Source organism: Rhizobium sp. BIGb0125, assembly GCF_024810055.1.
GTDB lineage: Bacteria > Pseudomonadota > Alphaproteobacteria > Rhizobiales > Rhizobiaceae > Agrobacterium.
The window spans coordinates 20038-42015 of the sequence record NZ_JANUDV010000004.1 but is presented as its reverse complement, the minus strand read 5'-3'; the positions used below and the strand labels follow the sequence as shown (position 1 = coordinate 42015).

Sequence of the window (21978 nt, the reverse complement as noted above, 5' to 3'; positions counted from 1 at the left end):
TTTCACTCCGCTGCTTCAACAAAACGGTGACGTTCGTAAAGGAACTTCAAAACGGCTTCGCGGCATTTGAGGTAGGTTTTGTCGGCCGCAAGCTCGATCCGGTTGCGTGGTCGAGACAGCGGCACGTCAAGCACTTCACCGATATGGGCGGCTGGTCCGTTGGTCATCATGACAATGCGATCGGACAGCAGGACCGCTTCGTCGACATCATGGGTAATCATCACCATAGTGTTCCCGAGGCGGGCATGGATTTCCATCACCGCATCCTGGAGATGCGCACGCGTCAGCGCATCCAGAGCGCCAAACGGCTCATCCAGCAGCAGAATTTTTGGCTCCATAGAAAGTGCCCGGGCAATGCCGACACGCTGTTTCATGCCACCAGAAATTTCCGAGGGTTTCTTGTCCCGGGCGTGCCCCATCTGAACCAGATCAAGATTGCGCATGACCCAGTCATGCCTCTCGGATTTGCTCTTAGTGGAGCTGAATACTTTCTCGACAGCTAGATTGACGTTCTCGTAGACCGAAAGCCAGGGTAGCAGGCTGTGGTTCTGAAACACGACGGCACGTTCTGGCCCTGGTTCATTCACCTCACGGTTTTCAAGCAGAACAGCGCCGGACGACACCTTCGTCAGGCCGGCAATCAGGTTCAGCATCGTTGATTTTCCGCATCCGGAATGGCCGATGACCGACACAAACTCGCCTTTGTCGATGGTGAGATTGATACCTTTCAATACCTCGGCCCGAGAACCACCCTTGTCGAAATATTTGTCGATATGATCAAGCTTGAGATAAGCATTCATGATGGGCTCCTCAATTTGCCGCGGCGCCACGGGTGATGAATTTTCCAAGTGCGGCCACCAGCTTGTCGAGGACAAAGCCAACCACACCGATATATGCCAACGCGACGATGATGTCGGGCAGCCGGGATGAATTCCACGCATCCCAGATGAAGAAGCCAATACCGACACCACCCGTCAGCATCTCGGCTGCAACAATAGCCAGCCATGACAGGCCAACACCAATGCGAAGCCCGGTGAAAATGTAGGGCGCGGCGGACGGCAACATAATCTTGAAGAAGAATTCGAGCTGATTGAGCCGCAACACCTTGGCGACGTTGCGATAGTCCTGCGGAATGTTACGCACACCCACGGCCGTATTGATGATGACCGGCCAGATTGACGTGATGAAAATCACAAAAATTGCCGATGGATTACTGTCTTGAAACGCAGCAAGCGAAAGCGGAAGCCAAGCAAGCGGGGGTACTGTCCGCAGCACCTGAAAGATTGGATCGAGACCCCGCATGGCCCATATCGATTGTCCGATGACAGCACCGACCACGACGCCGGCAATCGCGGCAAGACCAAATCCGTAAGCGACACGCTCCAGCGACACCAGGACACGCCAGCCAAGACCGATATCCTGCGAGCCGTAATTGAAGAACGGATAGGCAATCAGGTCATAGCTTTCCTGAAAAACCTGGCTGGGAGGCGGCAAGGTCGCACCGGGGGCAGAACAGAGAAACTGCCAGATCCCCAGCATCATCACCAAGACCACCAGAGGAGGCAGTGTATTGCGTGCAGCAGCTACACCAATTTGGTCAAACCGAAAACGCGAAGCGGGCTTCGTCGTCAGTGTCACGACCGTCGCCTTGGAAATCTTCGGCTTTTCCGGTTGCGGTTGCAATTCACGGGCCAATGCAGACATGAATTATTCCTTTAAAATCAATTGTATGCCGTGGGGATATCCCCCCGTTCTGACCGCACCCAAGAGGGGAACGAAAGGGTGCGACGCTCAGGCATGACATATTCCCGCTCTCCTCCTCAGGAGGCAACTTTGATGCTGAGACTTTCGAGATAGGATGATGGGTTTTCCGGATCGAAGACCTTGCCGTCGAAGAATGTTTCCTTGCCACGCGAAGGTGAGGCAGGAATATCGGCAGCAGCGACGCCAAGCGCTTGCGCTGCTTCCCGCCACAGGTCCTCGCGGTTGACCTGATCGACCAGCGCCTTGATATCAGTGTCTGGTGCAAACTTGCCCCAGCGGGCATTTTCAGCAATGAACCACGTGTCGTGGCTCTTGTATGGATAAGACGCACCGTCTTTCCAGAACTTCATATAGAGATCACTGCCGTGAACGATACGTTCATTGCCGTAGTTGATGTCGCCTTTTAGGCGGCCCAAAACATCTTTCGGGGGCACGTTAAACCATTGACGCTTGCCAAGGATCGTCGACATCTCATCCTTGTTGTCCATGCTGTCGCACCACTGCTGCGCCTCCATCACGGCCATGAGCAGGGCCTTTGCAGCATTTGGATTTTTCTCGACCCAATCGGCACGCATGCCGAGCGCCTTTTCGGGATGTCCCATCCACAGCTCGCCGGTGGTACAGGCTGTGAAGCCGATACCCTGATTGACGAGTTGCTCATTCCACGGTTCACCAACACAGAAAACGTCCATGTTGCCAACCTTCATATTGGCGACCATCTGCGGAGGAGGAACGACAATGGTGGACACGTCCTTGTCGGGATCAATACCACCCGCAGCCAGCCAATAGCGGATCCACAGATCGTGTGTTCCACCAGGGAACGTCATGGCGGCCTTGATTTCCTTGCCTTCAGCTTTCTTTTTTTCAAACGCTGCCTTCAATTTCGAAGCATCAAGCTGAACGCCTGTCTCGGCATATTCCTTCGCAACAGAGATACCCTGGCTATCGAGATTGAGACGCGCCAAAATCGCCATCGGCACTGGTACATTATTCTGCGTAACTTTGCCGGTGTGCATGAGATAAGGCATTGGCGTCAGAATATGCGCACCATCAATGCCGTTGGATGCTCCACCCAGCACCAGATTATCGCGGGTCGCACCCCAGGACGCCTGCTTGATAACCTCAACATCCGGCATGCCATGTTTGGCAAACAGACCTTTTTCCGCGGCCACCACCAAAGGAGCGGCATCCGTCAGGGCGATATAACCAAGCTTTGCTCCTGTCACTTCTGGAGTGGCAGCGGCAGCAAAGGCACCGGATGGAAATGCTGACCGGACCGCCGTAATCAGGGCAGCGGTTGCTGTGGTTTTCAAAAGACCGCGGCGACTAACAGAACCCGTGAGTATATTTTTCATTCGCATGTTCCCCTTTTGGTGACCACCAGAACGGTGGTTTGTTTCTTGCGAAAAAAATCCGGAAATAAAAAAACGCCGCTCGGATATTGCGCCATCAGGATCCAATGTCCCGGGCAGCAAAACCTTGCGACGTCCGTGTCTTCTGTGGGTGCATATCCCGCACCCAGCTTGCCGCGATCTCCATTGACCGCTGCGCAAAATACAAAGCAATCAGTGTGCCAGTTCGAGAACCGGAAAACAAAGCTCTGTATTCAAACGATTATTTTGAACGGAAAATCAAAAGCCCATTTTTTAGGCCGCACAAGAATAGGGTGTTATTTATGCAATTGCTGCAAAGTACGAAACTTGTTTTGGGCAGTGTTTGTGCAGCTGGCAGATTTTATTCGTGATCGCGACGTGCAAGTTCGCCGGTTTTCCGGCGCACCGCGAATGCCTCAACGTAGCTTTCAATGGAGGCCGGATCGAACACATGTCCGTCCATGAAACGATCATCAGTATCAGCACCTTCAACGCGAATATCAGCATCAGACGGTATACTTACGTCCCCGAGTGCTGCGCGATAGATATCAGGCCGATATGAAGATGCGGCAGCATCGGCTCCTTGCGATGAAAAACTCGTCTGCCCCCAGCGGATCATCTGGCTATAAATCCACAGGGCCTGGCTCTGCCGGGGATAATTGGCATGGTCACCATGGAAGGTGAAATAACGGCTGATGACCCGACGGTTGCCGCGATCATCAATGTTGAACTCACCCGCCAGTACATGCCGTAAAATCTCAGGCGAAGCGCCGATGTAGCGCGGGTCAGCCAGCGCACTGCTGAGCGCATCATGGTTGTCAGGCACATCGCACCACCGCGCCGCCGCGTCCAGCGCAACGATCAACCGCGCCACACATTCCTGCTGTGTTTCTGCCCATTCAGGGCGCATGCCAACGACCTTTTCAGGTGCAGAAGGCCAGATGTCCTGCTTGGCGGCGACAATCTTGCCAACACCGCGCTCAGAGGCCACCATATTCCATGGCGCTCCGACACAAAAACCATCAATAGCGCCCGCAGCCAACGCATCCGAGGTGAGAGGCGGAGGCACGACCACAAGTTTCACATCACGATCAGGATCAATGCCGCCGGCGGCCAGCCAATATCGGAACTCATAATTGTGCGATGAGAACGGATAAGTCACGCCGAGGGTAGGCTGTGGCTCAGCCTGCTCACGCATAGTTTCAAGCACCCGCTTCAGTGCGACAGCGTTTTCCAGAGCGGTTGCCGTTTCCGAAAGACCGGTCGCTTCGCGCATTTTGACAAAAAGCCGACTGGATAAAGTGATCGCATTGCCTCCACGACCCAGCGAAAACGGTGTGATGGTCGGCGACGGGTTGGAGCCAAGGCCAAGCATCGAGGCGACAGGCATGGGCGACAGCATGTGCGCTATATCGAACTGGCGAAATGCCAATCTGTCGCGCACATTCGCCCAGGAAACATCCTTCACCAGATCAAGGCTCAGGCCTTCTTTGGCGGCAAATCCGAATTCTGCGGCAGCAATGAGAACAGACGCATCAACCAACGGAATGAAACCGGCGCGCAGTGTGCGCTGTCGGTCGTTACCGATCAATTCCGGCGCAGCATGAGACGCCGCGTTTTCACCCTGTTTGTTGGTTCCACTACCGTTTGCCGTCATGTCATTCACTCCACATCTACCGTCAGTGTGCGCGTGACGCCCGAGGTCAATTCTCCTGCGGGCGTTACATCAGCAAACCGGCAGCCGTCACCACGCTTTGCGCAATTTCAGACAGTTTTTTCTTTTCGTTCATGGCGGTCTGGCGCAGTAACGCAAAAGCTTCCTCTTCGGACAAACCACGCATTTTCATCAAGATGCCCTTGGCGCGCTCAACAATCTTGCGCTCTTCCAGCGCCGATCTCGCCTCCGCCAGTTCACGCTGCAGGCGGCTAAACGCATTAAAGCGACTGACTGCCATATCGAGGATCGGCTTAACCCGCTCCTTCTTCAATCCATCAACAATATAGGCGGAAACACCCGCTTCAACAGCCGCCTCAATCGAGGCTGTGTCAGAGCGGTCCACAAACATGGCAATTGGCCGGCCAACTGTCCGGGTCAACTGGAACAGATGCTCCATCATGTCGCGGTTCGGGTTTTCAATATCGATAACGATAACATCCGGACAGAGCGTCTCGATGGTACGCGCGACACCGTGAACCTCATGAATCACAGTGACACGGCTGTGCCCTGCCTCCCGCAAGCCTTCCTCGATAATGGAAGCACGGATAGCGTTTTCATCAATAACGAGGATCGTGAGGTCCGGGTGCATCATGGCGCAATTCATGACGCAGCGCAGCACCTTGCGCAATCCCCCATCATTCGAGTTCAGGGGATTGATGAGAATGTTCAGCCGGCCCTTGGCATGCGGGGCGTGCTAGCAAGTAGTTTCTGAGTGTAGAGATGGGAAGGGTTGGCGAGGATATCGCGTGTCGCGCCCTGCTCCACGATCTTGCCCTTTTCAAGCACGATCAACCTGTCGCAAAGCATGGAAACGAGTGCAATATCATGCGACACCACAACAAAAGTCATGCGTTTTGACAGGTCCCGCAACAACTCGATGATACGTGCGCGCGTGGAAAGATCGAGGGCACTGACCACTTCGTCAGCAATGATGAGATCGGGGCTTGAGACAATCGCACGGGCAATCGCAATACGTTGACGCTGACCACCGGAAAATTCATGAGGATAACGTCTGAGCGCATCCGCAGCCAGGTCAACCGCTGCCAGAGCCTGCGACACAGCCTGCATGATATCTGTTTCGATTTTGAGAGAACGCAGTGGTTCGGCAATAATGTCGAACACACGCTGACGAGGATCAAGCGACGAATAGGGATCCTGAAACACGGCCTGCACGCTGCGACGAAAGCCACGCATGAAACCGCTATTTTTAATATCAAGCGCCTCTCCGCGGAAAGAAACCTGTCCAGCAGACGCTCGCTGAAGCCCAAGCAACAGCTTCAGCATGGTTGTCTTACCTGAACCGGATTCGCCAACAATTCCCAGATTGCTGCCAGCCGCCAGCGTCAGGTTGATATCATGCAACACCGGTTTTCCTGCGGTGTAGGAAAACGACACATTGGACAAATTCAGCAGGCTCATGACGCAATCTCCAACGCCTTATCAAAGGCACGGGCAGCGGCAACCAACCCCTGCGTATAAGGATGCGCGGGTTGGGAAAACAGGGATCCTACCGGTCCTTGCTCAATCAACTCTCCTTGCCGCAAAACAAGTGCGCGTTCTGTTACCGTCGCAACAACTGGCAAGTCGTGACTGATAAACAGCAGCCCCATGCCTTCATCCCGCACGAGCGCCTCAAGCAGTTTCAGAATTTCGGCCTGCGTTGTGACATCAAGTGCAGTTGTCGGTTCATCCGCAATCAGCAGCTTGGGGCGGCAGGCCAAGGCCATTGCGATCGCCGCACGCTGCCGTTGGCCGCCGGAGATTTCATGCGGCCATGACGCGGCAATCCGCTCCGGATCCGGCAATGCAACGCGCTCCAGCAACGCCACAACCCGTTTGTGAATCTCGGCCTTCGAAGCTCTCTGCCCATCGCGTAAAGCACGGCGAGATACGACCTCTGCGACTTGGTCACCAATTCGCATCAATGGATCAAGCGCTGTCATCGGCTCCTGAAATACAGCCGCCACGCTGTTGCCGCGCAAAGGCACGAGATCACGGTCTTTCGCCCCGATCACCTGCTGTCCATCGAGGATGATGGAGCCGCTTGCTCGCATGGCGTCGGTCAGCAGGCCCATAGCAGCAAGCGCCGTCAATGATTTGCCCGAGCCGGACTCACCAATAAGTCCAACCCGTTCACCCTGTGAGATCGAGAAGGAGATGCCGGAAACCAGCTTGCGGCCTGCGGTTTCGATGTCAAGATTTTCAACCGACAGCAAAACGCTCATCTCTGTCTCCTGCGTGTTGGATCTGCCGCATCACGCAGGCCATCGGCAAACAAGTTCAACCCAATCACCAGAGACACCAGAGCAAGACCCGGAGCAATGGCACCAAAAGGTGCTGTATAAACGGATGCCTGTGCTTCCTGCAGCAATCTGCCCCACGATGCATTGGGGGGTGGCGCGCCAAGTCCAAGATAGGAAAGCGACGCCTCCGCAATGACGGCCAAGCCGAATTGCAAGGCAAAATTGACGATCAATGTCGGCCAGATGTTGGGAAGGACGTGAATACGAACGATGCCCAGCCACGAGGTTCCAGATATTCTGGAGGCCGTTATGTAATCCATCGCCAAGACACGCTTTGCCAGAATGCGGGTCAGTCTGGCGACAATGGCAGAACCGGCAATACCGATGGCAAGGATTGCAGTCCAAAGGCTTGCTCCATCGCTTGAGGCGACAATCAGCATGGCCAGAAGCAGTGTCGGAAAGGCAATCAGAATATCAAGCGTCGCGGCCAGCACATCATCCAGTGTCTGCGTTGCAAATGCCGAGAGTATGCCAATCGTCACGCCGATCAATGCACTGATGGCAACCGCACCACAGCCGACAATCAGAGCGATCCGCGAGCCAATCATGATTTGTGTCATCAGGTCGCGGCCCAGCCTGTCCGTTCCCGCCCAATGAATGAGCGATGGACCTTCAAGCCTCCCACCGACCATGTCACTAACACCGTAAGGTGTCCAAAACAGTGACAGAAGCGCAATTGCCAGATGCAACCCGACAAACAGACCACCAATCAGCAGCGGCAATGGCAGTTTTGTCTTCCCTTCGGTTGTCTCCACAGGAAGGGTCATATGATGATCGCTCATGCGCCACCTCCTGCTACACGATTGCGCAATCGCGGGTCGATAATTCGTTGCGCCAGATCAGCCGCAAAACCGACAAGCAGCACCAGCAGTGTCGAGATAAAAAGCACGCCCTGAACATTCGGATAGTCGCGCTGTTCAATGCCCAAAAGCAGCATGGAGCCGAGGCCGGGAAGCGAAAACACCCGCTCAACCACCACAGCGCCAAGCAATGTGGACGCCAGTTCGATACCGATAATGGAAATGACCGGCACCGCGCCGTTTCGAATTCCGTGGCGGATTAGCGCCTGAGAAAACGTCGCGCCGAGCGCGCGTGCGGTGCGCAGATAATCACTGCCCAGCACATCCTGCGTCGCAGAGCGCACATAGCGGATCAACGAGGCTGACATGACGATGGCGATGGTCGCGACGGGAAGCACGAGGGATTGAAATGCGGCAGGCGCGGTTTGCCACCCACGAGACGGAAAGCCGCCCGATGGAAACAGCCGTAGGTTAACCGCAAAAATGCCGACCAGCAGGATGCCGATCCAGAAGACCGGAACCGCGATACCGAGCTGTGAAACGACTGATATCACCGTCCCATACCAGCGGTTCTGGCGCACCACCGACAAAATCCCGAGCGGAACAGCAATCGCGATTGCCACAAAAAACGCCATCAGCGTCAGCGGCACGGTCACGATCAACCGCTTGCCAATTTCAGACAGTACAGGCGCGCCACTGACGAATGACTTTCCAAGGTCAAAGCGCGCAAGGCTGCTGATAAAGCGTAAAAACTGCTCATAAAGTGGCAGATCGGAACCAACTTGCCGGCGTGCGGCCTCAATCTGCGCGGCATCGGCACCGACAGAAACAAGCGCATTGGCAGGATCGCCGGGCAGCAGCCGCAGCAAAAGAAACAGGACGAGAGAAGCGATAACGACCGACAGGACCAGAATGGCCGAGCGGCGAACAAGATAGGAAAAAATGACGCTTACCTCTCAAGCATGAGCTACCGACTTCCGGTCCGCTCATCGGCTGACATTTCACAGTTTGCTGCTGACCATTTCATACAAGATCAACGGATTACAGCAAACGCAGCAACGCCGCCGGAAAATAATTCGGGCGGCGTTCCGTGTCGAGTAAAGAGTTTCTCTGCTTATTCGGCTTTGGTGATGTCGTAAGCGAAGAACTGCGAGTTCAATCCGTTCAGCGAATAACCGCCGACCGATTTTTTCGAAACAACGATCTGTGGATAGAGATAGAACCAGTTGCTGGCTGCATCTTCGGCAATGATCTTGTTTGCTTCGGTCAGTTTTGCAGTCTGCTCATCGGTCGTCGCACTGGCTTCCGCCTGCTTGATCAGATCAACAACCTGAGGGTTGTTATAACCCCAGTAGAAGTCCGGGTTACCGTAGAACACGATATCGCGGTGGTTCACGTGCTCCTGCAGGGTCGCCTGGAAATCATGCGCCTTGTAGATTTTCGTGTACCACTCATTGGCGGTGATGATGTTGATGTTGACCTTCACGCCCACCTTGGCCAGTTCGCTCTGGATAAACTGGGCAGCAATCGGATGCGGGTCGTAGTTCGGCGTGTCGATTGTGAAGGTGAAGCCATCGGGATAACCGGCTTCCTTCAGCAATTCCTTGGCGCTTTCAGGATTGTAGGCGTCGACCTTGGTCAGATCGACATACCATGGATCTGTTGGCGGCACGAAGGAACCGATCAGAGTACCATAATCACCCCAAACGGCCTTGAGCAGCTTTTCATCATCAATTGCGCGGGCGAGCGCCTTGCGAACCTTGACGTTGTCGAATGGTGCAACGCGGTCATTATACGCAAGGAGAAGCTTGGTGGTGGACTTGCCTTCGCTGACGGTAAATTCAGGATTATCCTTGAACTGCGCCAGAGAATCCGGGCTCTGCACCGAGGTGATCACATCAACCGAACCGGTCAGCAGCGCATTGTTCAGCGCAGTTGCTTCGGTGAAATACTGAAAAACAACTTCGCCATTTTTCGGCTTTTCACCCCAGTATTTGTCAAAGCGCTTGATGGCCAGCGACGAACCACGACGCCAATCTTCGAGCGCATATGGACCGGTACCGTCTTCTTTCGCCTGTAGATCGGTTGCCTCGTCATTGACGATCCAGACATAGCTGAGATTGTATGGCAGCGAGATCGACCGGGACGAGAGCTTGATGACAACAGTCTCGTCGTCAGGGGTTTCGATACCGGCAATTGTCTTCAGGCTGTTCTTGCGCGAGCTTTTCGATTCCGGCGCAGCAACGCGCTCAATAGAGAACTTGACGTCCTTCGAGGTCAGCGGCGCACCCGAATGGAAGGTCACACCAGGCTGAAGTTTGAAGGTGTATGTCAAACCATCTTCGCTTGCAGTGAACTCTTTCGACAGGGCGGGCTGTACGGAGCCATCATCATCAAGGCGGAAAAGCGCTTCATAAACGTTGCCATTAAAGGCTTCGTTGATACCCTGACCGGCACCGGCGGTGTTATCAAGGTTTTGCGGCTCATAGAGCGAACCGATATTGATTGTGGCATCCGGATTGTTTTCAGCAGCAAACGCATGGGTGAACACGCCGGCTCCAAGCACGATCGCAAGTGCGGTCGTTACAGCCCGGTTGGTGTGTTTCATGGTGCCGTTGCGGGTTTTGAAACCGCTCATGTCATTCTCCTGTTCGAAATTGCTGCCTGTTGTGGCTTGCCGTCGACAGAGATTATACAATCACGCAGATAGGATCGATATCTGCCGGAACAACTATTTATAATTGTTTTATAGAAATTTATCTCGACAAAGGATCGCTACGTAGAGATTTTTTGCTGAATTGACAGAAGCATGTTTTCGTCGGACAGGATAAACTTCAATCCATCACATCTGGAATCGACGACAAGAGGACATTATGGCGGATATGGATCGCAAACGGGCGCAGCAACTGCTGGGCGCCGAGGGGCTGGACGGCATGGTTTTATTCCAGCCGGAAACCTTCCGTTATGCGACCGGCATAAGCGCGGGCGTTGCCACCATGTGGGGGCGTGCGGGCTCGGCTATCGCACTGGTCCCGGCCAACAGCACATCGAGGCTCGCCGCAGTCGTCAGCGACCATGTTTATGCCGGTACAGGCAATTTGCGCCAATCGATCGATCTGCGTTCACACCGCATCTGGATCGATGCCGTGTCTCTTCATGAGACGGCCTCCGTTTCAGACATCAATGCGGCCTATCGCAACAGCAATAATATTGGGCCGAGGCCTGAAACCTTTGACCAACAGGCATGTTTTCAACTGCTGGCCGACATCATAAAGGAGCGTGGTCTCGATCATGCACGCCTCGGTGTCGATCTCGAGTTCATGCCCGCAGCCGATTTTGCGAAACTGAAAAAGACGATCCCGACAGTCAACTGGCAGGACGCGTCCGGCATCGTCAAACGGCTGCGGATGATCAAGAATCCCCCTGAAATCCAGCGTTTGCGCAATGCTGCATCCTATGCGGAAGCCGGGCTGCAACTGCTGGCAAAGTCAGCAAAATCTGGCTCCAGCCTCAAGGATTTGTCCACCGCATGGCTCACAGGTGCGACAGAAGCAGCGATCGCAAATGGTGGGGTTCTTTCAGGACACTGGGATTACATCTCCATCGGCGCAGATCTGCAAAACATGGCAGCAACTGTTAAAGACGGCGACCTGATAAAGGCCGATGTCGGTACGCTCGTCGGCGGATACTCATCCGATGGAGCGCGAACATTCGTCTTTGGTCAGCCCTCACCACTCGCCAGCGAAGTCTACAAGGCGTTGCTTGAAACGTTTCTTATCGGGGTGGACGCACTCAAACCCGGCAATACATTCGGCCAGGTCCACGCAGTCATGTTGGCAAACATGCGCAAGCTCGGCTTTGAAGAATATTATCGCGGCCATTTCGGCCACTCGGTTGGCGCCGCAGTTGGCATCGAAGAATGGCCATTTATTTCACATGGCAATGACATCACCATAGAACCCAATATGGTGCTGGCACTGGAAGCGCCATTTTATGCCAATGGCCTGGGTGCCCTGATGATTGAGGAGCAATTCCTGATCACATCCACTGGCGCAGAAACCATGAACCGTCTTTCTCGCGAGCTCGTATCGATCGTTTGAAATTCAGGAATTGATGCGTCAGTCGGTCACTGGCGCATCACGCATCTGCGCATTATCTTCAACGGCAAGCACCCAACGCCATTTGTGCGGAAATCACCAGCCACCATGAGCCAGCCTCCAACAGTATCACCTGACAAAAAAGCCCCTTCTGCAAAGCGCGATGAAGACGGAAACTTCATTCTCGATGCAGAATTCATTGCCAGCCGCTTCGGCCTGCAGGAAAATGCCGTGCGCGACTTGATGCGGCGCAACCTCGTTCACAGCCTGGTCGAGGAAGGTCGCGACACTGACGCCAACACTTGGCGGCTTACCTTGCGGTGTGGCAACCGGCAGTGGCGGGCCATACTGGGGATCGATGGCGAATTACATGACGAGACCATCCGTTTCGTGTCACCTCAGTCACGATAAGGCACTGATAAAACTTGTGAACATCGCCTTTTCCAAGTATTGACTTTATACCCTCTGGGTATGGAACCCATCGACGTGAAAACAAGCATTAGAACCATTGCCAAATTGGCGGGAACCTCCGTTACCTCAGTCTCGCGCGTGCTGAACAACAGCGGCTACACGTCCGCAGATGTGCGTGAAAAGGTCGAAGCGGCAATCAAGGAACTCAACTACACGCCGAGCAAGGGGGCGCGCATGTTGCGCGGCGAACCAAGCCGCATGATTGGTTTGCTGTTGCCATCAATCGATCTGCCGTTTTTTGGTATTCTTGCCCACAGCATCGAACAACAGCTTTTTGAACGGGGCTATCAGACGCTGATTTGCAGCACCGCTGAAAACCGTGAACATGAAGAACGCTACATTTCCATGCTGTTGTCGCAGCGTGTCGATGGCGTCATCGTTGCAAGCGCCTTTGGCGACCTGTCGCATTTCCGTTCTCTCGCCAGTACACAAATTCCAATCGTCGGAATTGACCGCGAAATGAGCGGCATTTCCAAAGATGCTGTTATGGCTGACCATATCGAGGGTGGACGCATGATGGCGAAACATCTTCTCGACCTTGGCCACCGCAAAGTCGCCGTCATCGGCGCACCCGGTCACAGCCAGCCTATTCAACTGCGCCTTGAAGGTGTTCGCCAGGAACTTGCCGCTCACGGACTTGCGCCCGCCAAGGAAGCAATCGGCGAGGAACATCGCTTTGCGGAAATCCACGAAATGGCGCAACAGCTTTTACGCGACTGCCCCGACGTAACGGGGCTGATTGGGACAACCGATATTGCCGCGATTGCCGCCATTCATGCCATTCATCATCAGGGGCACTCTGTGCCGCAGGATTACTCGGTAATCGGCTTTGATGATTTGCCGGAAGCGTCGCACATGTTGCCGCGCCTTACCACTATTGCACAGCCCATTCGTGAGGTTGGTCTGCAGGCTGTCGAGCGGCTGGAAAAATTGATTGATGCACACCGCAAGGAAAAGGACCTTCCAGCCATGGGAGTGCTGCGCTTGCCGGTTACGCTGGTTAAGCGTGAATCCACCGGGCCTGCACGGCTTTAACCCGGTGGCAATATTGCGGTCACGACAGAACAGAAGCTGAAATCGAATAACGTGTCGTCAGGCTCTCACCGGCCGTAAAACGCCACGCTGTTGGCACACCAGCCTGATTGAGCGGATTTGAGGCCACTGAAATGCCGACCCCCAGATCGAACGCCGCCCTCACCGGCTCTGCCCCGAGTGCCAGATGTCTGTTGAGCCACGGGCGCTGGCTGCGGCCGCGATTGGAAATCCACAACATCAGGCTCGGGAAGATTTCACGATCCCATTCAAGAACGGTGCAATAATTCTGCTCAAGATTGTCGAGAGCCAACCGCCCTTCAATGCCCGTTACCAGAAGAAGATTTTCGGATTGCCCGGCAAATGGCAAAGCGGTGGCATCGACCTCATCGCCGTCGCGGCTCTTCAAAGCGGACAGGTTTGTGAAACATTGATCCTCTGCAAAACGCGACAATGGCTGGCGTTCATCCAGAGGGTGTGTCCACACACCACTGTGCGGACCGGTGTGAAGCCTGATGGCACCAGGCGTTTCCGGCAAAGCAAAACAGGGATGCAGGCCAATCGGTATCTCGCAATCGCGCCGCGCCGTGATCGTCAGCTCAAATTCGAGCCCCGCTTTACCGGTCACAGCTACAATACGCCGTTGCAGGGATTTGATCACGCTTTCCCGAGGATATTCAATTTCCGCAACAAGCTCACCATCACCGCCAGCCGAGATGGCCCAATGGTGGTTTGAACCAAAGCCATGTGGATCCTCGAATGCAGGATCAGAGATGACGGCGCGTCCTTGCGCCTCGCGCCAGCGTTCGGGAAGTGGTCGATCCGGAACCGCACCAAATGGCACGCAAGGCCATTCACCGCGCAAACGCTGAAGGATGGCCGGTTGATCGGCCATATCCTCATTTGCCCAGGGAGCAACATGCAACGGCGACACTGACCGCCCATCCTCGAGGATAAAAGACACCGGTCCCAGCATGCCGCCCAGACTTTGCAGTGCTGCCTCACCCCGATCCCATAACATCGACAAATTTTGCATGTGCTTGTCTTCCTCAGCCATGGCCGGCATGTGGGCGATCGATGATCAGATTAATGAATACAGCGCCAAGGATCAGTGCGCCACGAACCACCTGCTGCGCGTAGGGGTTAAAGCCCCACAACGTCATAGCGTTCAAAAGCACACCTAAAAACAACACGCCAACAAAGGCTCCCCATATCGATCCTTTGCCCCCAAACAGGCTGACACCGCCGATGATGACAGCAGAGATGACCTCCAATTCCATGCCTTTAGCAATGGTCGGATTGCCGGAATTGAGAAGCGACGAATAAACGATGCCACCCGTGACAGCAAAAAGGCTGGTGATGATCATGCACAAGGTGCGGGTGCGGCTCACAGCAAGACCTGAAAGGCGCGCTGCCTCCGCATTACCACCGATGGCGTAGACCGAACGTCCAAAGCTGGTGTAATTGGCCAGAACGTAAGCGATAATAAAGGCAATCAACAGCAGATATACCGGCACCGGAACGTGGAATATGCGTCCGCTTCCGATGAAATAATACCATGACGGGAAGGACTCGATCGGTGTTCCGTCGGTGATCAGATTGGCCAAACCGGCAAGCGTTGCCATCATCGCGAGCGAAGAAATAAAGGTCGGCACCATGAAGCGGTTTCTCAACCAGCCATTAAAGATGCCGATGCCGGCGCCGAAAGCGAATGTCAGTGCAAAGGCCGCAATAACGACCCATATGGCGGGCTCAAAGTCACCGCCTGATATCCATGACACCAGCCACGCGACAAGACATGACGAGGCCGCCACCATGGAGCCGACTGAAAGGTCGATTTCACCAACAATGATCAGCAGTGTCATGCCAAATGCGATCATGCCAGGCACGGCGATGGTGCGCAAAATATTGAGTTGGTTATCAAGCGACATGAACCCCCGTGCGGTGAACGCCACCAGCACGTAAAGGCCGATGAGGATGATCAGCATGGAGTTCCGCCGTGCGAAGGTTCCGATTTTTCCGCCGGAAAGCGTCATGGAAATCTCCTGAATTCAATGGGTTTGGTGCCGGACCATGCAGGCGGCATAGAGGGTTTTGGGATCAAGCTTCTCATTGACGAATTCGTCGGCGATAACGCCGTCGCGCAAGATGAGGATGCGGTCACAGCATTCGACCAGATCTTCCAGTTCGGTGGAGACCACAATACTGGCAAGGCCGCGCGTCGCCTGTTCCCAGATGATGTTGTAGATCTGCTGTTTGGCCAGCACGTCAACGCCGCGCCCCGGCTCGTCAAAAAGCAGTATGCGAGGATCGTCATTCAGCCAGTTGCCGACAACGATTTTCTGCTGGTTGCCGCCAGAAAGGCTCGACACGGGCAAGGATGGGTCGCCAACCTTGATCAGCAAATTGTCGATCTGCCGTTTGACATAAGGGTCTTCGCGACCGGTGGTTATGAAACCGAGTTTGCCAATGCGTTGCATGGCGGCAAGACACAGGTTTGCATGACTGGACAGAATTTGCGCCAGTCCTCCATGCTTGCGGTCTTCGGAGGTGTAGCCGATACCAAATGCTTTCATGACAGGGATGGAGACATTCGAAACGGTTTTGCCATCAACGACAATTTCACCCGCATCATGCGGTCCTGCGCCGTAGATCGCCCGCAAAAGCTCCGTTCTGCCCGAACCGAGCATTCCCGCAATACCGACCACTTCACCGGGGTAAAGGTCGAAGGAAATGTCTTTTAGCAATGGGGCAAGCGACAGGTTGCGCACCGAAAGGATTGGTTTGGTCCGCTCTTTGGGGTGCAACGGGCGATGAACCGGCTGGATTTCCCCAAACATCATTTCAAGAATGACCGCAGGTGTCGCCTCCTCAATCGAGCAGGAGCCCGTGAAAACACCATCCCGCAGCGCTGTAACCGTGTCGGCAATCTCGGTCAGTTCTGCCAGTCTATGCGAGATATAGATGATCGTCACACCGCGATCCCGCAGACGCCGGACAAGTTCAAACAATTGTTTGACTTCAGCCTGGGCCAGCGCCGAGGTCGGTTCGTCCAATTGCAGTACAATCGGTTTGAACGACATCGCCTTGACGATTTCCACCACCTGCTGGCGTCCGACGGATAAGGCACCAGCGGGAATATCCGGATCAATGTCACCCGCCCCCATATCATTGAGCAGTTGGGCCGCACACTTGCGCAACGCAGGCCAGTCAATAAACGGCGTGCCTTTGCGCTTGGGCAAACGTCCCATGAAGATGTTCTCGGCCACACTCAAATGTGGCACAAGGCTTAGTTCCTGATAAACCGTGACAATACCCGCTTCCAGCGCGTCCGATGGGCGCGAAAAGCGGCATACTTCACCATTCAGAAGGATCTCGCCCTTTGTCGGTTCGGTGGCACCGGACATCATCTTGATGAAGGTGCTTTTACCTGAACCGTTTTTACCAAGCAGGGCGTGAACCTTCCCCGGTTCAAAGGAGTGGTTGAAGTCGTCGAGCGCCGTCACCCGGCCATAATGCTTGGTGAGGCCACGCAATTCGAGGACGGAAGACATACGTTCTCCGTTATGTTGTCTGGAGGGTGGGAGAATACGCACGGCATAAATTGATTATGCCGTGCGCGTTTCCTTACTTCTTGAGGCTTTCGGCAAAGGCCTTCACGCCGTCAGGATCAGCGCGTGACAGCAGCAGAGCCGGAACGGTCGTCTGTTCAGCCACCTTGTCGCCCTTAAGAATGGAAAGAGCGGCATCGACACCCTGTGCGCCCATGTCGAATGGAGACTGCGCCGTAACGGCCTGCAGAACATTGTCATTGGCCATCAAGCCTTTGGCAAGCTGTTCGGAACCGTCGATACCGAAGACATAAACGGAACCAGCCTTTCCAGCATTGCGCACAGCCTGCATGGCACCAATCGTACCACCTTCATTGGCCGCGTAGACCACATTGACGTCAGGGTTGGCAGTGAGAATGTCGGTGGCGACAGACACTGCCTTTTCCGGAAGCCATGCGTCCTGTTCGGTCACGACATCAACGGTATTGCCTTCAGCTGCAGCTTCCTTGAAGCCTCCTGTGCGCTCACCACTTTGTTCCGGCAGCAGCGACTTGAAGCCCAAAATGGCAACCTTTGCCTTACCGCCCAGAGTTTCAGTGATGAATTTGCCTGCCGCCTTGCCGGTGGAAATGCCAAGATCCTTGTTTGAGGTCGAGAAGGTTGCCTGTGCAATACCGGCATCGGTCAGGCCACCGTTGACGGCGACTACGACGATGCCTGCGTCACGGGCGCGCTTCAGAGCTGCGGCCGAGTTCTTGGCAGACACAGGAGCAATGACGATCGCATTCACCTTGCGGGCGATATAGGTATCGATCGCCTGCGTTTCCTTGGCCTGATCGCCATCGATATTGATTTCAAGAATTTCCGCACCGGCTTTTTCAGCTGCACTGCGCATCCCGGCCTGCAGGGATTTCATGAACTGGTCGCCCTGGAACACGATGCTTGCCACCACCGGTTTGTCGGCAGCCTGTGCCAGCATTGGCGCCATGCTGACAGATGTAATCAAACCCAACGCCGCGGCTTTAAGATATGCCTTCATGCTATTCTCCTCCCTTGTGTTGATGGTACCGGCCTTCGCATACTCCTTCTGCGAAAAACCGGGATTTAGCCGAATGCCGGTCTCGTCTCCTTTGTTTCCTCAACGAGAACGGACATATGCGGAATTCCATCGGTGGCGGTTGCGCCACCGAGACAATGGGCCGCTGCGCGATGCGCGACAACGGCAATTCTGGCAGAGGGCCAGCCCTCATGCAGGCCGTAAAGAACAGCGGCACAGAAAGCATCTCCGGCACCGACCGGGCTAACGATATCTTCTACTGCGACCGGAAGCGAGTGGGTTGTGATCGCCTCGCATCCACGCTCAAGCCATAAAGAAAGCTCTGGTGCATGGATGATTGCGCCACGCCGCACGCCACCAGCCAGCAAACTGGTGCCAGCCTTGTGAACGGCATCAGCGAGCAACTTGCCTTGACCGTCACGAACGGCAATTCCCGTCGCCCGACCGGCTTCGATCTCGTTTATGATAACGTAATCGCAATAGGGCAAAGCAACGCCAACCTGACGCTGGAAGGCAGGGTCCTCGCTGGAAACGAAATCCACACAGGTCAACAATCCGGCCTTTTGCGCAGCTTCCAGCAGATGACTGGCACCGGAGCGACCGTCACCATCAAGCTTGTCCAACCCCGGCAGCAACATGAGATAGCCCAGATAAAAAAGGCGATACCCCTGTTGGGCATAGGATGCCATGTTGATTGACGCCTGCGTCATGTCATCATTGGCACCCCCATGGTAGAAGAAGGTCCGGCTTTGCCCAGGAACCGTCATCACATGGGTATGGGCTGTGGCAGCTTCACCTGACGACACCATGCCTGAAACATCGATGCCGTGTTGTGCAAGACGTTCGCGGACAAACAAGCCATCAGCATCATCACCAAGGCAGCCGGCTGCAGAAAGCCCGCCGGGAAAACCAAGCGAAGCAAGATCAGTGACAACATTGGCGGCTCCGCCACCAACGCCGATGTCTTGATGCAAGATGTGCGTGAGATTACCCTGCTCCGGCCAATAGGACAGAGCATGGACGCGGTCCACGATGAAATTTCCGGCGCAGACAATACCTCCAGAATGTCCGCCTTTTGTCTCCTCCCCCAAAGACATCAGCCGCCCCCTTCATTCCAGAGAGGCCGGAAGGGTGGCTCGTCCTCCTCAATGTCCGCAAAGCGTCCAATCGGTTCAAGGAAGAAGTTGTCGTTGCGGTCATCATTGACCTGGCTGACCTCGCCGACCAGCACCGGTCCGTCACCTGCCTTGCCGTAGAACCGGTGGTAAAGGCCAGGATGGATCGTCACGCTCTGTCCGGGAGACAGCTCAAGCTCTTCCCACTGCGCCAACAGCTGTGGCAGGCCGTCAACTAGCACAACAACATCCTCACTGCTCGACGTACCATCTTCATTCGCAGCACAGAACTCGATCACCAGCGTACCGCCGCCACGATTGATGATGTCTTCCATCTTGGCTTTGTGAAGATGTGCGGGCGTCATTTGCCCTTCGGCAACGAACAGCAGTTTTTCAGCGTAGGTGCGTTCCTCTGCCTGCCCAATGATGCCGTTGCGCAGGCAAAAAAGCACAAGACCACACTCGGCAAACTTGCCGCTGCCAAAGTCTGTCACATCCCAGCCCAATTGGTGGGCACGCAGATAAGCAGCATCTTCGGGTCTCGCTGCAAGTGTTTCACCAGTCCAGTCACCCCACACCGGAAGCGACCATTTCCAGTTATCCAGCATCTCGACGGCAAATTTGAGGGCCGTGTTTATTTCGGAGCGCTTCATCAGGACGCCCCCTCAGCATAATTGACGGAAACAACGCGATTTTCGCGGCCAGACTGCAAGGCCGCCGTCAACACAGCATGATGTGCAGCGGCTTCCTTCGGTGTCGCGCAATGGAAACCTCTACCATTACCACCCGCCAATTCGTCAACGAATGCGGCCCACATTTGCTGGATGGCATCGGCAAAACCGAATTCGAAAATCTTGCCTGTTATCGCAGGGAAAAGCGAACCATATCCGAGATCTTCGGTGCTCCAGGCCTGGCTGGCGCCACTATAGTCCATCCACTGCCACTGGCGTGGAGACTTGGTGCTGAAATAGGCGCTCTTTTTCATACCGAGAATGCGGATATACCAGGTGTTGGATTCACCGGGCGCAATACGCCAGGTTTTCAGCACCATGGGAAAGTCCTGATCCTGCGTCGTGACACGAGCGCTGATGGTCGCATTGTCCCAGGTGGTGCAGGGTGCAACGCCGCCCTTGCCGTCTGGACGTTCCGTTACCTTCTTCACCAATTGCGCGTGAAGGGTGGAAGGGCGCCAGCCGAGACGCAGCGGCACATGCAACACGTGCATGCCAAGATCACCCATGCAGCCGTAGGCGCCGTTGATGTGTTCCATACGCTTCCAGTTGATCGGCTTTTGCCGATCAATGTCGGAAGCATGCAGGAAGCCTGCTTCGACTTCCAGGATCTCACCCATCTCGCCACTACGCGCCAGCTCAATGACTTTCTGCGCACCGGGAAAAAACGGCATTTCAGACGAGCAACGCACCACGAGCTCAGGCTTTTCACTCAAAACCTTCATGATCTCGCTGTTTTGCAACTGATCCATGCCAAACGGTTTTTCGCCGAGCAGGTGTTTGCTGGCCCGCAGGATATCCGTGTAGAATTCGGCATGCAGGACATGCGGAACGGCGCAATAGATGGCATCCACATCCGGATTGGCCAGCAGTTCCTTATAGTCCGTTGTGCGCTGTCGAACGGTTGGTACGTTGTCGCTGAACCAGTCCATCAAGGTGGTGTTCGTATCGCACACCGCAACAATTTCTGGTCGTGCTTTCGCATCCACCAGGTGCAGCCAACGCGCGGCCGCACTTGCAAATTCACGACCCATCAGACCGCAGCCGATAACGCCGAAGCGGAAAATCTTCGTCATAACATTCCTCCCTTTGTTACCGCACGGTTAGCCGAGATGGCGTGCCGCTTCCTCTGCAGTTACACCGTCGTGAACGATAGCCATCAGCGCCTGTGTCATGCCCTTGGGATTGTTGTGCTGGATTACGTTACGACCATAGACAATGCCGCGAGCGCCCTGCTCCATCAGCACCTTGGTGCGTGACAGGATTTCCTGATCACTGACGCGGCCACCGCCACGCACCAGCACGGGAAGCCCCTGCGCAATCTCGATAACGCGGTGATATTCTTCAACGTTGTCGCATGGATCGGCCTTGATGATATCAGCGCCCAATTCGGCAGCCTGGCGTACCAAAGGCAGGATTTTATCAATCGCGCCGTCAACCATATAAGCGCCATTGGAATTGTCCTGCATGACCAGAGGCTCAACCATCAATGGCATGCCGTAGATTTCGCATTCGCGCTTGAGAATGTTCACATTGCGCACGCAGGCCCGGTAAACCTCAGGCTGGTTCGGCAACATCAGTAGATTGACCACCACGCAGGCCGCATCCAGCACAACGCCCTGTTCGACAGCCCGGTCAATCACTTCTGAAAACAAAACGGATGGCAGCGGATTGCCGTAGATATTGGCAATGTCAGTGCGCAGCACCAAAGCCGGACGCTCCTTGCCTGGAATAGCCTGAAGAAGAGGTGCTGTGCCCGGGGGAAGCTGAATGGCATCCGGTTTTGCTTCAGCAATCACCTGAATGGCGGTTTTCATGTTTTCAATGCCCGCAAGGAACGTGCGCTCATTGAACATGCCGTGGTCGATTGCCACGTCAAAGCAGTTTCCGGACGTGCCGAAAAGACGATTGAGGCGTGCTGCCTTCATGATGGTTCCTCCCAATATGGTAACGTTTCCATATTTTGC

At 54.8% G+C, this 21978-nt stretch carries 21 protein-coding genes; 3 read left to right on the top strand and 18 right to left on the bottom strand.

The features are described from left to right. Positions 1 to 2 precede the first annotated feature (2 nt). The 10 genes from M2418_RS11975 to M2418_RS11930 all read right to left on the bottom strand — a co-directional run bounded on the left by M2418_RS11975 (position 3) and on the right by M2418_RS11930 (position 10595). Positions 3 to 800, bottom strand: coding sequence for an ABC transporter ATP-binding protein (locus M2418_RS11975; RefSeq protein ID WP_192489293.1), 798 nt, complete (start codon positions 798 to 800; stop codon positions 3 to 5). A gap of 10 nt (positions 801 to 810) precedes the next feature. After that, positions 811 to 1704, bottom strand: coding sequence for a nitrate ABC transporter permease (gene ntrB / locus M2418_RS11970; RefSeq protein WP_250985160.1), 894 nt, complete (start codon positions 1702 to 1704; stop codon positions 811 to 813). Positions 1705 to 1820: 116 nt separating this feature from the next. Further along, the gene (locus tag M2418_RS11965; RefSeq protein WP_259146752.1) at positions 1821 to 3119 is read right to left on the bottom strand and encodes a CmpA/NrtA family ABC transporter substrate-binding protein; all 1299 of its coding nucleotides are present in this window, start codon (positions 3117 to 3119) and stop codon (positions 1821 to 1823) included. Positions 3120 to 3498: 379 nt separating this feature from the next. Further along, a complete protein-coding gene (locus M2418_RS11960) occupies positions 3499 to 4794 on the bottom strand; it encodes a CmpA/NrtA family ABC transporter substrate-binding protein (protein WP_259146750.1) in 1296 nt (431 codons plus the stop codon). A gap of 64 nt (positions 4795 to 4858) precedes the next feature. Continuing rightward, positions 4859 to 5458 (bottom strand): ANTAR domain-containing response regulator, encoded by a 600-nt coding sequence (locus tag M2418_RS11955; protein WP_259147361.1) that lies wholly within the window; start codon positions 5456 to 5458, stop codon positions 4859 to 4861. A 62-nt stretch (positions 5459 to 5520) separates the two neighbouring features. Further along, positions 5521 to 6273 (bottom strand): ABC transporter ATP-binding protein, encoded by a 753-nt coding sequence (locus M2418_RS11950; protein ID WP_259146748.1) that lies wholly within the window; start codon positions 6271 to 6273, stop codon positions 5521 to 5523. Beyond that, on the bottom strand, positions 6270 to 7079 hold the full coding sequence (locus tag M2418_RS11945; RefSeq protein ID WP_259146746.1) for an ABC transporter ATP-binding protein: 810 nt from the start codon (positions 7077 to 7079) through the stop codon (positions 6270 to 6272). Before M2418_RS11945 ends, M2418_RS11950 begins: the two co-directional genes overlap by 4 nt. Next, positions 7076 to 7924 carry an ABC transporter permease gene (locus M2418_RS11940; RefSeq protein ID WP_405049422.1) on the bottom strand — a complete coding sequence of 283 codons (849 nt, stop codon included), beginning with the start codon at positions 7922 to 7924 and terminating at the stop codon, positions 7076 to 7078. Before M2418_RS11940 ends, M2418_RS11945 begins: the two co-directional genes overlap by 4 nt. Positions 7925 to 7935: 11 nt before the next feature. After that, a complete protein-coding gene (locus tag M2418_RS11935; protein WP_259147359.1) occupies positions 7936 to 8901 on the bottom strand; it encodes an ABC transporter permease in 966 nt (321 codons plus the stop codon). Positions 8902 to 9071: 170 nt separating this feature from the next. After that, positions 9072 to 10595, bottom strand: a complete 1524-nt coding sequence (locus tag M2418_RS11930; protein WP_259146741.1) for an ABC transporter substrate-binding protein — start codon at positions 10593 to 10595, stop codon at positions 9072 to 9074. Positions 10596 to 10830: 235 nt separating this feature from the next. On the opposite strand from M2418_RS11930, the gene M2418_RS11925 reads away from it, so the two are divergent. The 3 genes from M2418_RS11925 to M2418_RS11915 all read left to right on the top strand — a co-directional run bounded on the left by M2418_RS11925 (position 10831) and on the right by M2418_RS11915 (position 13560). Further along, positions 10831 to 12057, top strand: a complete 1227-nt coding sequence (locus M2418_RS11925; protein ID WP_259146739.1) for a Xaa-Pro peptidase family protein — start codon at positions 10831 to 10833, stop codon at positions 12055 to 12057. A gap of 105 nt (positions 12058 to 12162) precedes the next feature. Beyond that, the gene (locus M2418_RS11920) at positions 12163 to 12465 is read left to right on the top strand and encodes a DUF6522 family protein (RefSeq protein WP_250985151.1); all 303 of its coding nucleotides are present in this window, start codon (positions 12163 to 12165) and stop codon (positions 12463 to 12465) included. Positions 12466 to 12540: 75 nt separating this feature from the next. Then, entirely contained in the window at positions 12541 to 13560 is a 1020-nt protein-coding gene (locus tag M2418_RS11915; RefSeq protein WP_259146736.1) for a LacI family DNA-binding transcriptional regulator, read from the top strand. A 19-nt stretch (positions 13561 to 13579) separates the two neighbouring features. Here M2418_RS11915 and M2418_RS11910 read toward each other — a convergent pair whose 3' ends face one another. The 8 genes from M2418_RS11910 to M2418_RS11875 form a co-directional block, all read right to left on the bottom strand. After that, on the bottom strand, positions 13580 to 14593 hold the full coding sequence (locus M2418_RS11910) for a hypothetical protein (RefSeq protein WP_259146734.1): 1014 nt from the start codon (positions 14591 to 14593) through the stop codon (positions 13580 to 13582). Positions 14594 to 14606: 13 nt separating this feature from the next. Further along, positions 14607 to 15593 carry an ABC transporter permease gene (locus tag M2418_RS11905; RefSeq protein ID WP_192489304.1) on the bottom strand — a complete coding sequence of 329 codons (987 nt, stop codon included), beginning with the start codon at positions 15591 to 15593 and terminating at the stop codon, positions 14607 to 14609. 15 nt (positions 15594 to 15608) lie between these two features. Beyond that, positions 15609 to 17111 (bottom strand): sugar ABC transporter ATP-binding protein, encoded by a 1503-nt coding sequence (locus M2418_RS11900; protein ID WP_259146733.1) that lies wholly within the window; start codon positions 17109 to 17111, stop codon positions 15609 to 15611. A 73-nt stretch (positions 17112 to 17184) separates the two neighbouring features. Beyond that, on the bottom strand, positions 17185 to 18147 hold the full coding sequence (locus tag M2418_RS11895) for a substrate-binding domain-containing protein (RefSeq protein WP_259146732.1): 963 nt from the start codon (positions 18145 to 18147) through the stop codon (positions 17185 to 17187). A gap of 65 nt (positions 18148 to 18212) precedes the next feature. Then, a complete protein-coding gene (locus M2418_RS11890) occupies positions 18213 to 19262 on the bottom strand; it encodes a carbohydrate kinase family protein (RefSeq protein WP_259146731.1) in 1050 nt (349 codons plus the stop codon). Then, entirely contained in the window at positions 19262 to 19933 is a 672-nt protein-coding gene (locus tag M2418_RS11885) for a D-lyxose/D-mannose family sugar isomerase (RefSeq protein WP_259146730.1), read from the bottom strand. Before M2418_RS11885 ends, M2418_RS11890 begins: the two co-directional genes overlap by 1 nt. Next, positions 19933 to 21087 (bottom strand): Gfo/Idh/MocA family protein, encoded by a 1155-nt coding sequence (locus tag M2418_RS11880; RefSeq protein ID WP_259146729.1) that lies wholly within the window; start codon positions 21085 to 21087, stop codon positions 19933 to 19935. The genes M2418_RS11885 and M2418_RS11880 overlap by 1 nt, the downstream gene beginning before the upstream one ends. A 27-nt stretch (positions 21088 to 21114) precedes the next feature. Further along, positions 21115 to 21939 carry a class I fructose-bisphosphate aldolase gene (locus M2418_RS11875; RefSeq protein ID WP_259146727.1) on the bottom strand — a complete coding sequence of 275 codons (825 nt, stop codon included), beginning with the start codon at positions 21937 to 21939 and terminating at the stop codon, positions 21115 to 21117. Positions 21940 to 21978: the final 39 nt, after the last annotated feature.

What these genes read in the sequence shown, in the direction of transcription:
- M2418_RS11965 (WP_259146752.1), bottom strand. Translation starts at nt 3,119, where the DNA reads ATGAAAAATATACTCACGGGTTCTGTTAGTCGCCGCGGTCTTTTGAAA.
- M2418_RS11975 (WP_192489293.1), bottom strand. Translation starts at nt 800, where the DNA reads ATGAATGCTTATCTCAAGCTTGATCATATCGACAAATATTTCGACAAG.
- M2418_RS11925 (WP_259146739.1), top strand. Translation starts at nt 10,831, where the DNA reads ATGGCGGATATGGATCGCAAACGGGCGCAGCAACTGCTGGGCGCCGAG.
- M2418_RS11885 (WP_259146730.1), bottom strand. Translation starts at nt 19,933, where the DNA reads ATGAAGCGCTCCGAAATAAACACGGCCCTCAAATTTGCCGTCGAGATG.
- M2418_RS11960 (WP_259146750.1), bottom strand. Translation starts at nt 4,794, where the DNA reads ATGACGGCAAACGGTAGTGGAACCAACAAACAGGGTGAAAACGCGGCG.
- M2418_RS11895 (WP_259146732.1), bottom strand. Translation starts at nt 18,147, where the DNA reads ATGAAGGCATATCTTAAAGCCGCGGCGTTGGGTTTGATTACATCTGTC.
- M2418_RS11900 (WP_259146733.1), bottom strand. Translation starts at nt 17,111, where the DNA reads ATGTCTTCCGTCCTCGAATTGCGTGGCCTCACCAAGCATTATGGCCGG.
- M2418_RS11905 (WP_192489304.1), bottom strand. Translation starts at nt 15,593, where the DNA reads ATGACGCTTTCCGGCGGAAAAATCGGAACCTTCGCACGGCGGAACTCC.
- M2418_RS11920 (WP_250985151.1), top strand. Translation starts at nt 12,163, where the DNA reads ATGAGCCAGCCTCCAACAGTATCACCTGACAAAAAAGCCCCTTCTGCA.
- M2418_RS11880 (WP_259146729.1), bottom strand. Translation starts at nt 21,087, where the DNA reads ATGACGAAGATTTTCCGCTTCGGCGTTATCGGCTGCGGTCTGATGGGT.
- M2418_RS11875 (WP_259146727.1), bottom strand. Translation starts at nt 21,939, where the DNA reads ATGAAGGCAGCACGCCTCAATCGTCTTTTCGGCACGTCCGGAAACTGC.
- ntrB (WP_250985160.1), bottom strand. Translation starts at nt 1,704, where the DNA reads ATGTCTGCATTGGCCCGTGAATTGCAACCGCAACCGGAAAAGCCGAAG.
- M2418_RS11955 (WP_259147361.1), bottom strand. Translation starts at nt 5,458, where the DNA reads ATGAATTGCGCCATGATGCACCCGGACCTCACGATCCTCGTTATTGAT.
- M2418_RS11930 (WP_259146741.1), bottom strand. Translation starts at nt 10,595, where the DNA reads ATGAGCGGTTTCAAAACCCGCAACGGCACCATGAAACACACCAACCGG.
- M2418_RS11910 (WP_259146734.1), bottom strand. Translation starts at nt 14,593, where the DNA reads ATGCAAAATTTGTCGATGTTATGGGATCGGGGTGAGGCAGCACTGCAA.
- M2418_RS11890 (WP_259146731.1), bottom strand. Translation starts at nt 19,262, where the DNA reads ATGTCTTTGGGGGAGGAGACAAAAGGCGGACATTCTGGAGGTATTGTC.
- M2418_RS11950 (WP_259146748.1), bottom strand. Translation starts at nt 6,273, where the DNA reads ATGAGCCTGCTGAATTTGTCCAATGTGTCGTTTTCCTACACCGCAGGA.
- M2418_RS11945 (WP_259146746.1), bottom strand. Translation starts at nt 7,079, where the DNA reads ATGAGCGTTTTGCTGTCGGTTGAAAATCTTGACATCGAAACCGCAGGC.
- M2418_RS11940 (WP_405049422.1), bottom strand. Translation starts at nt 7,924, where the DNA reads ATGACCCTTCCTGTGGAGACAACCGAAGGGAAGACAAAACTGCCATTG.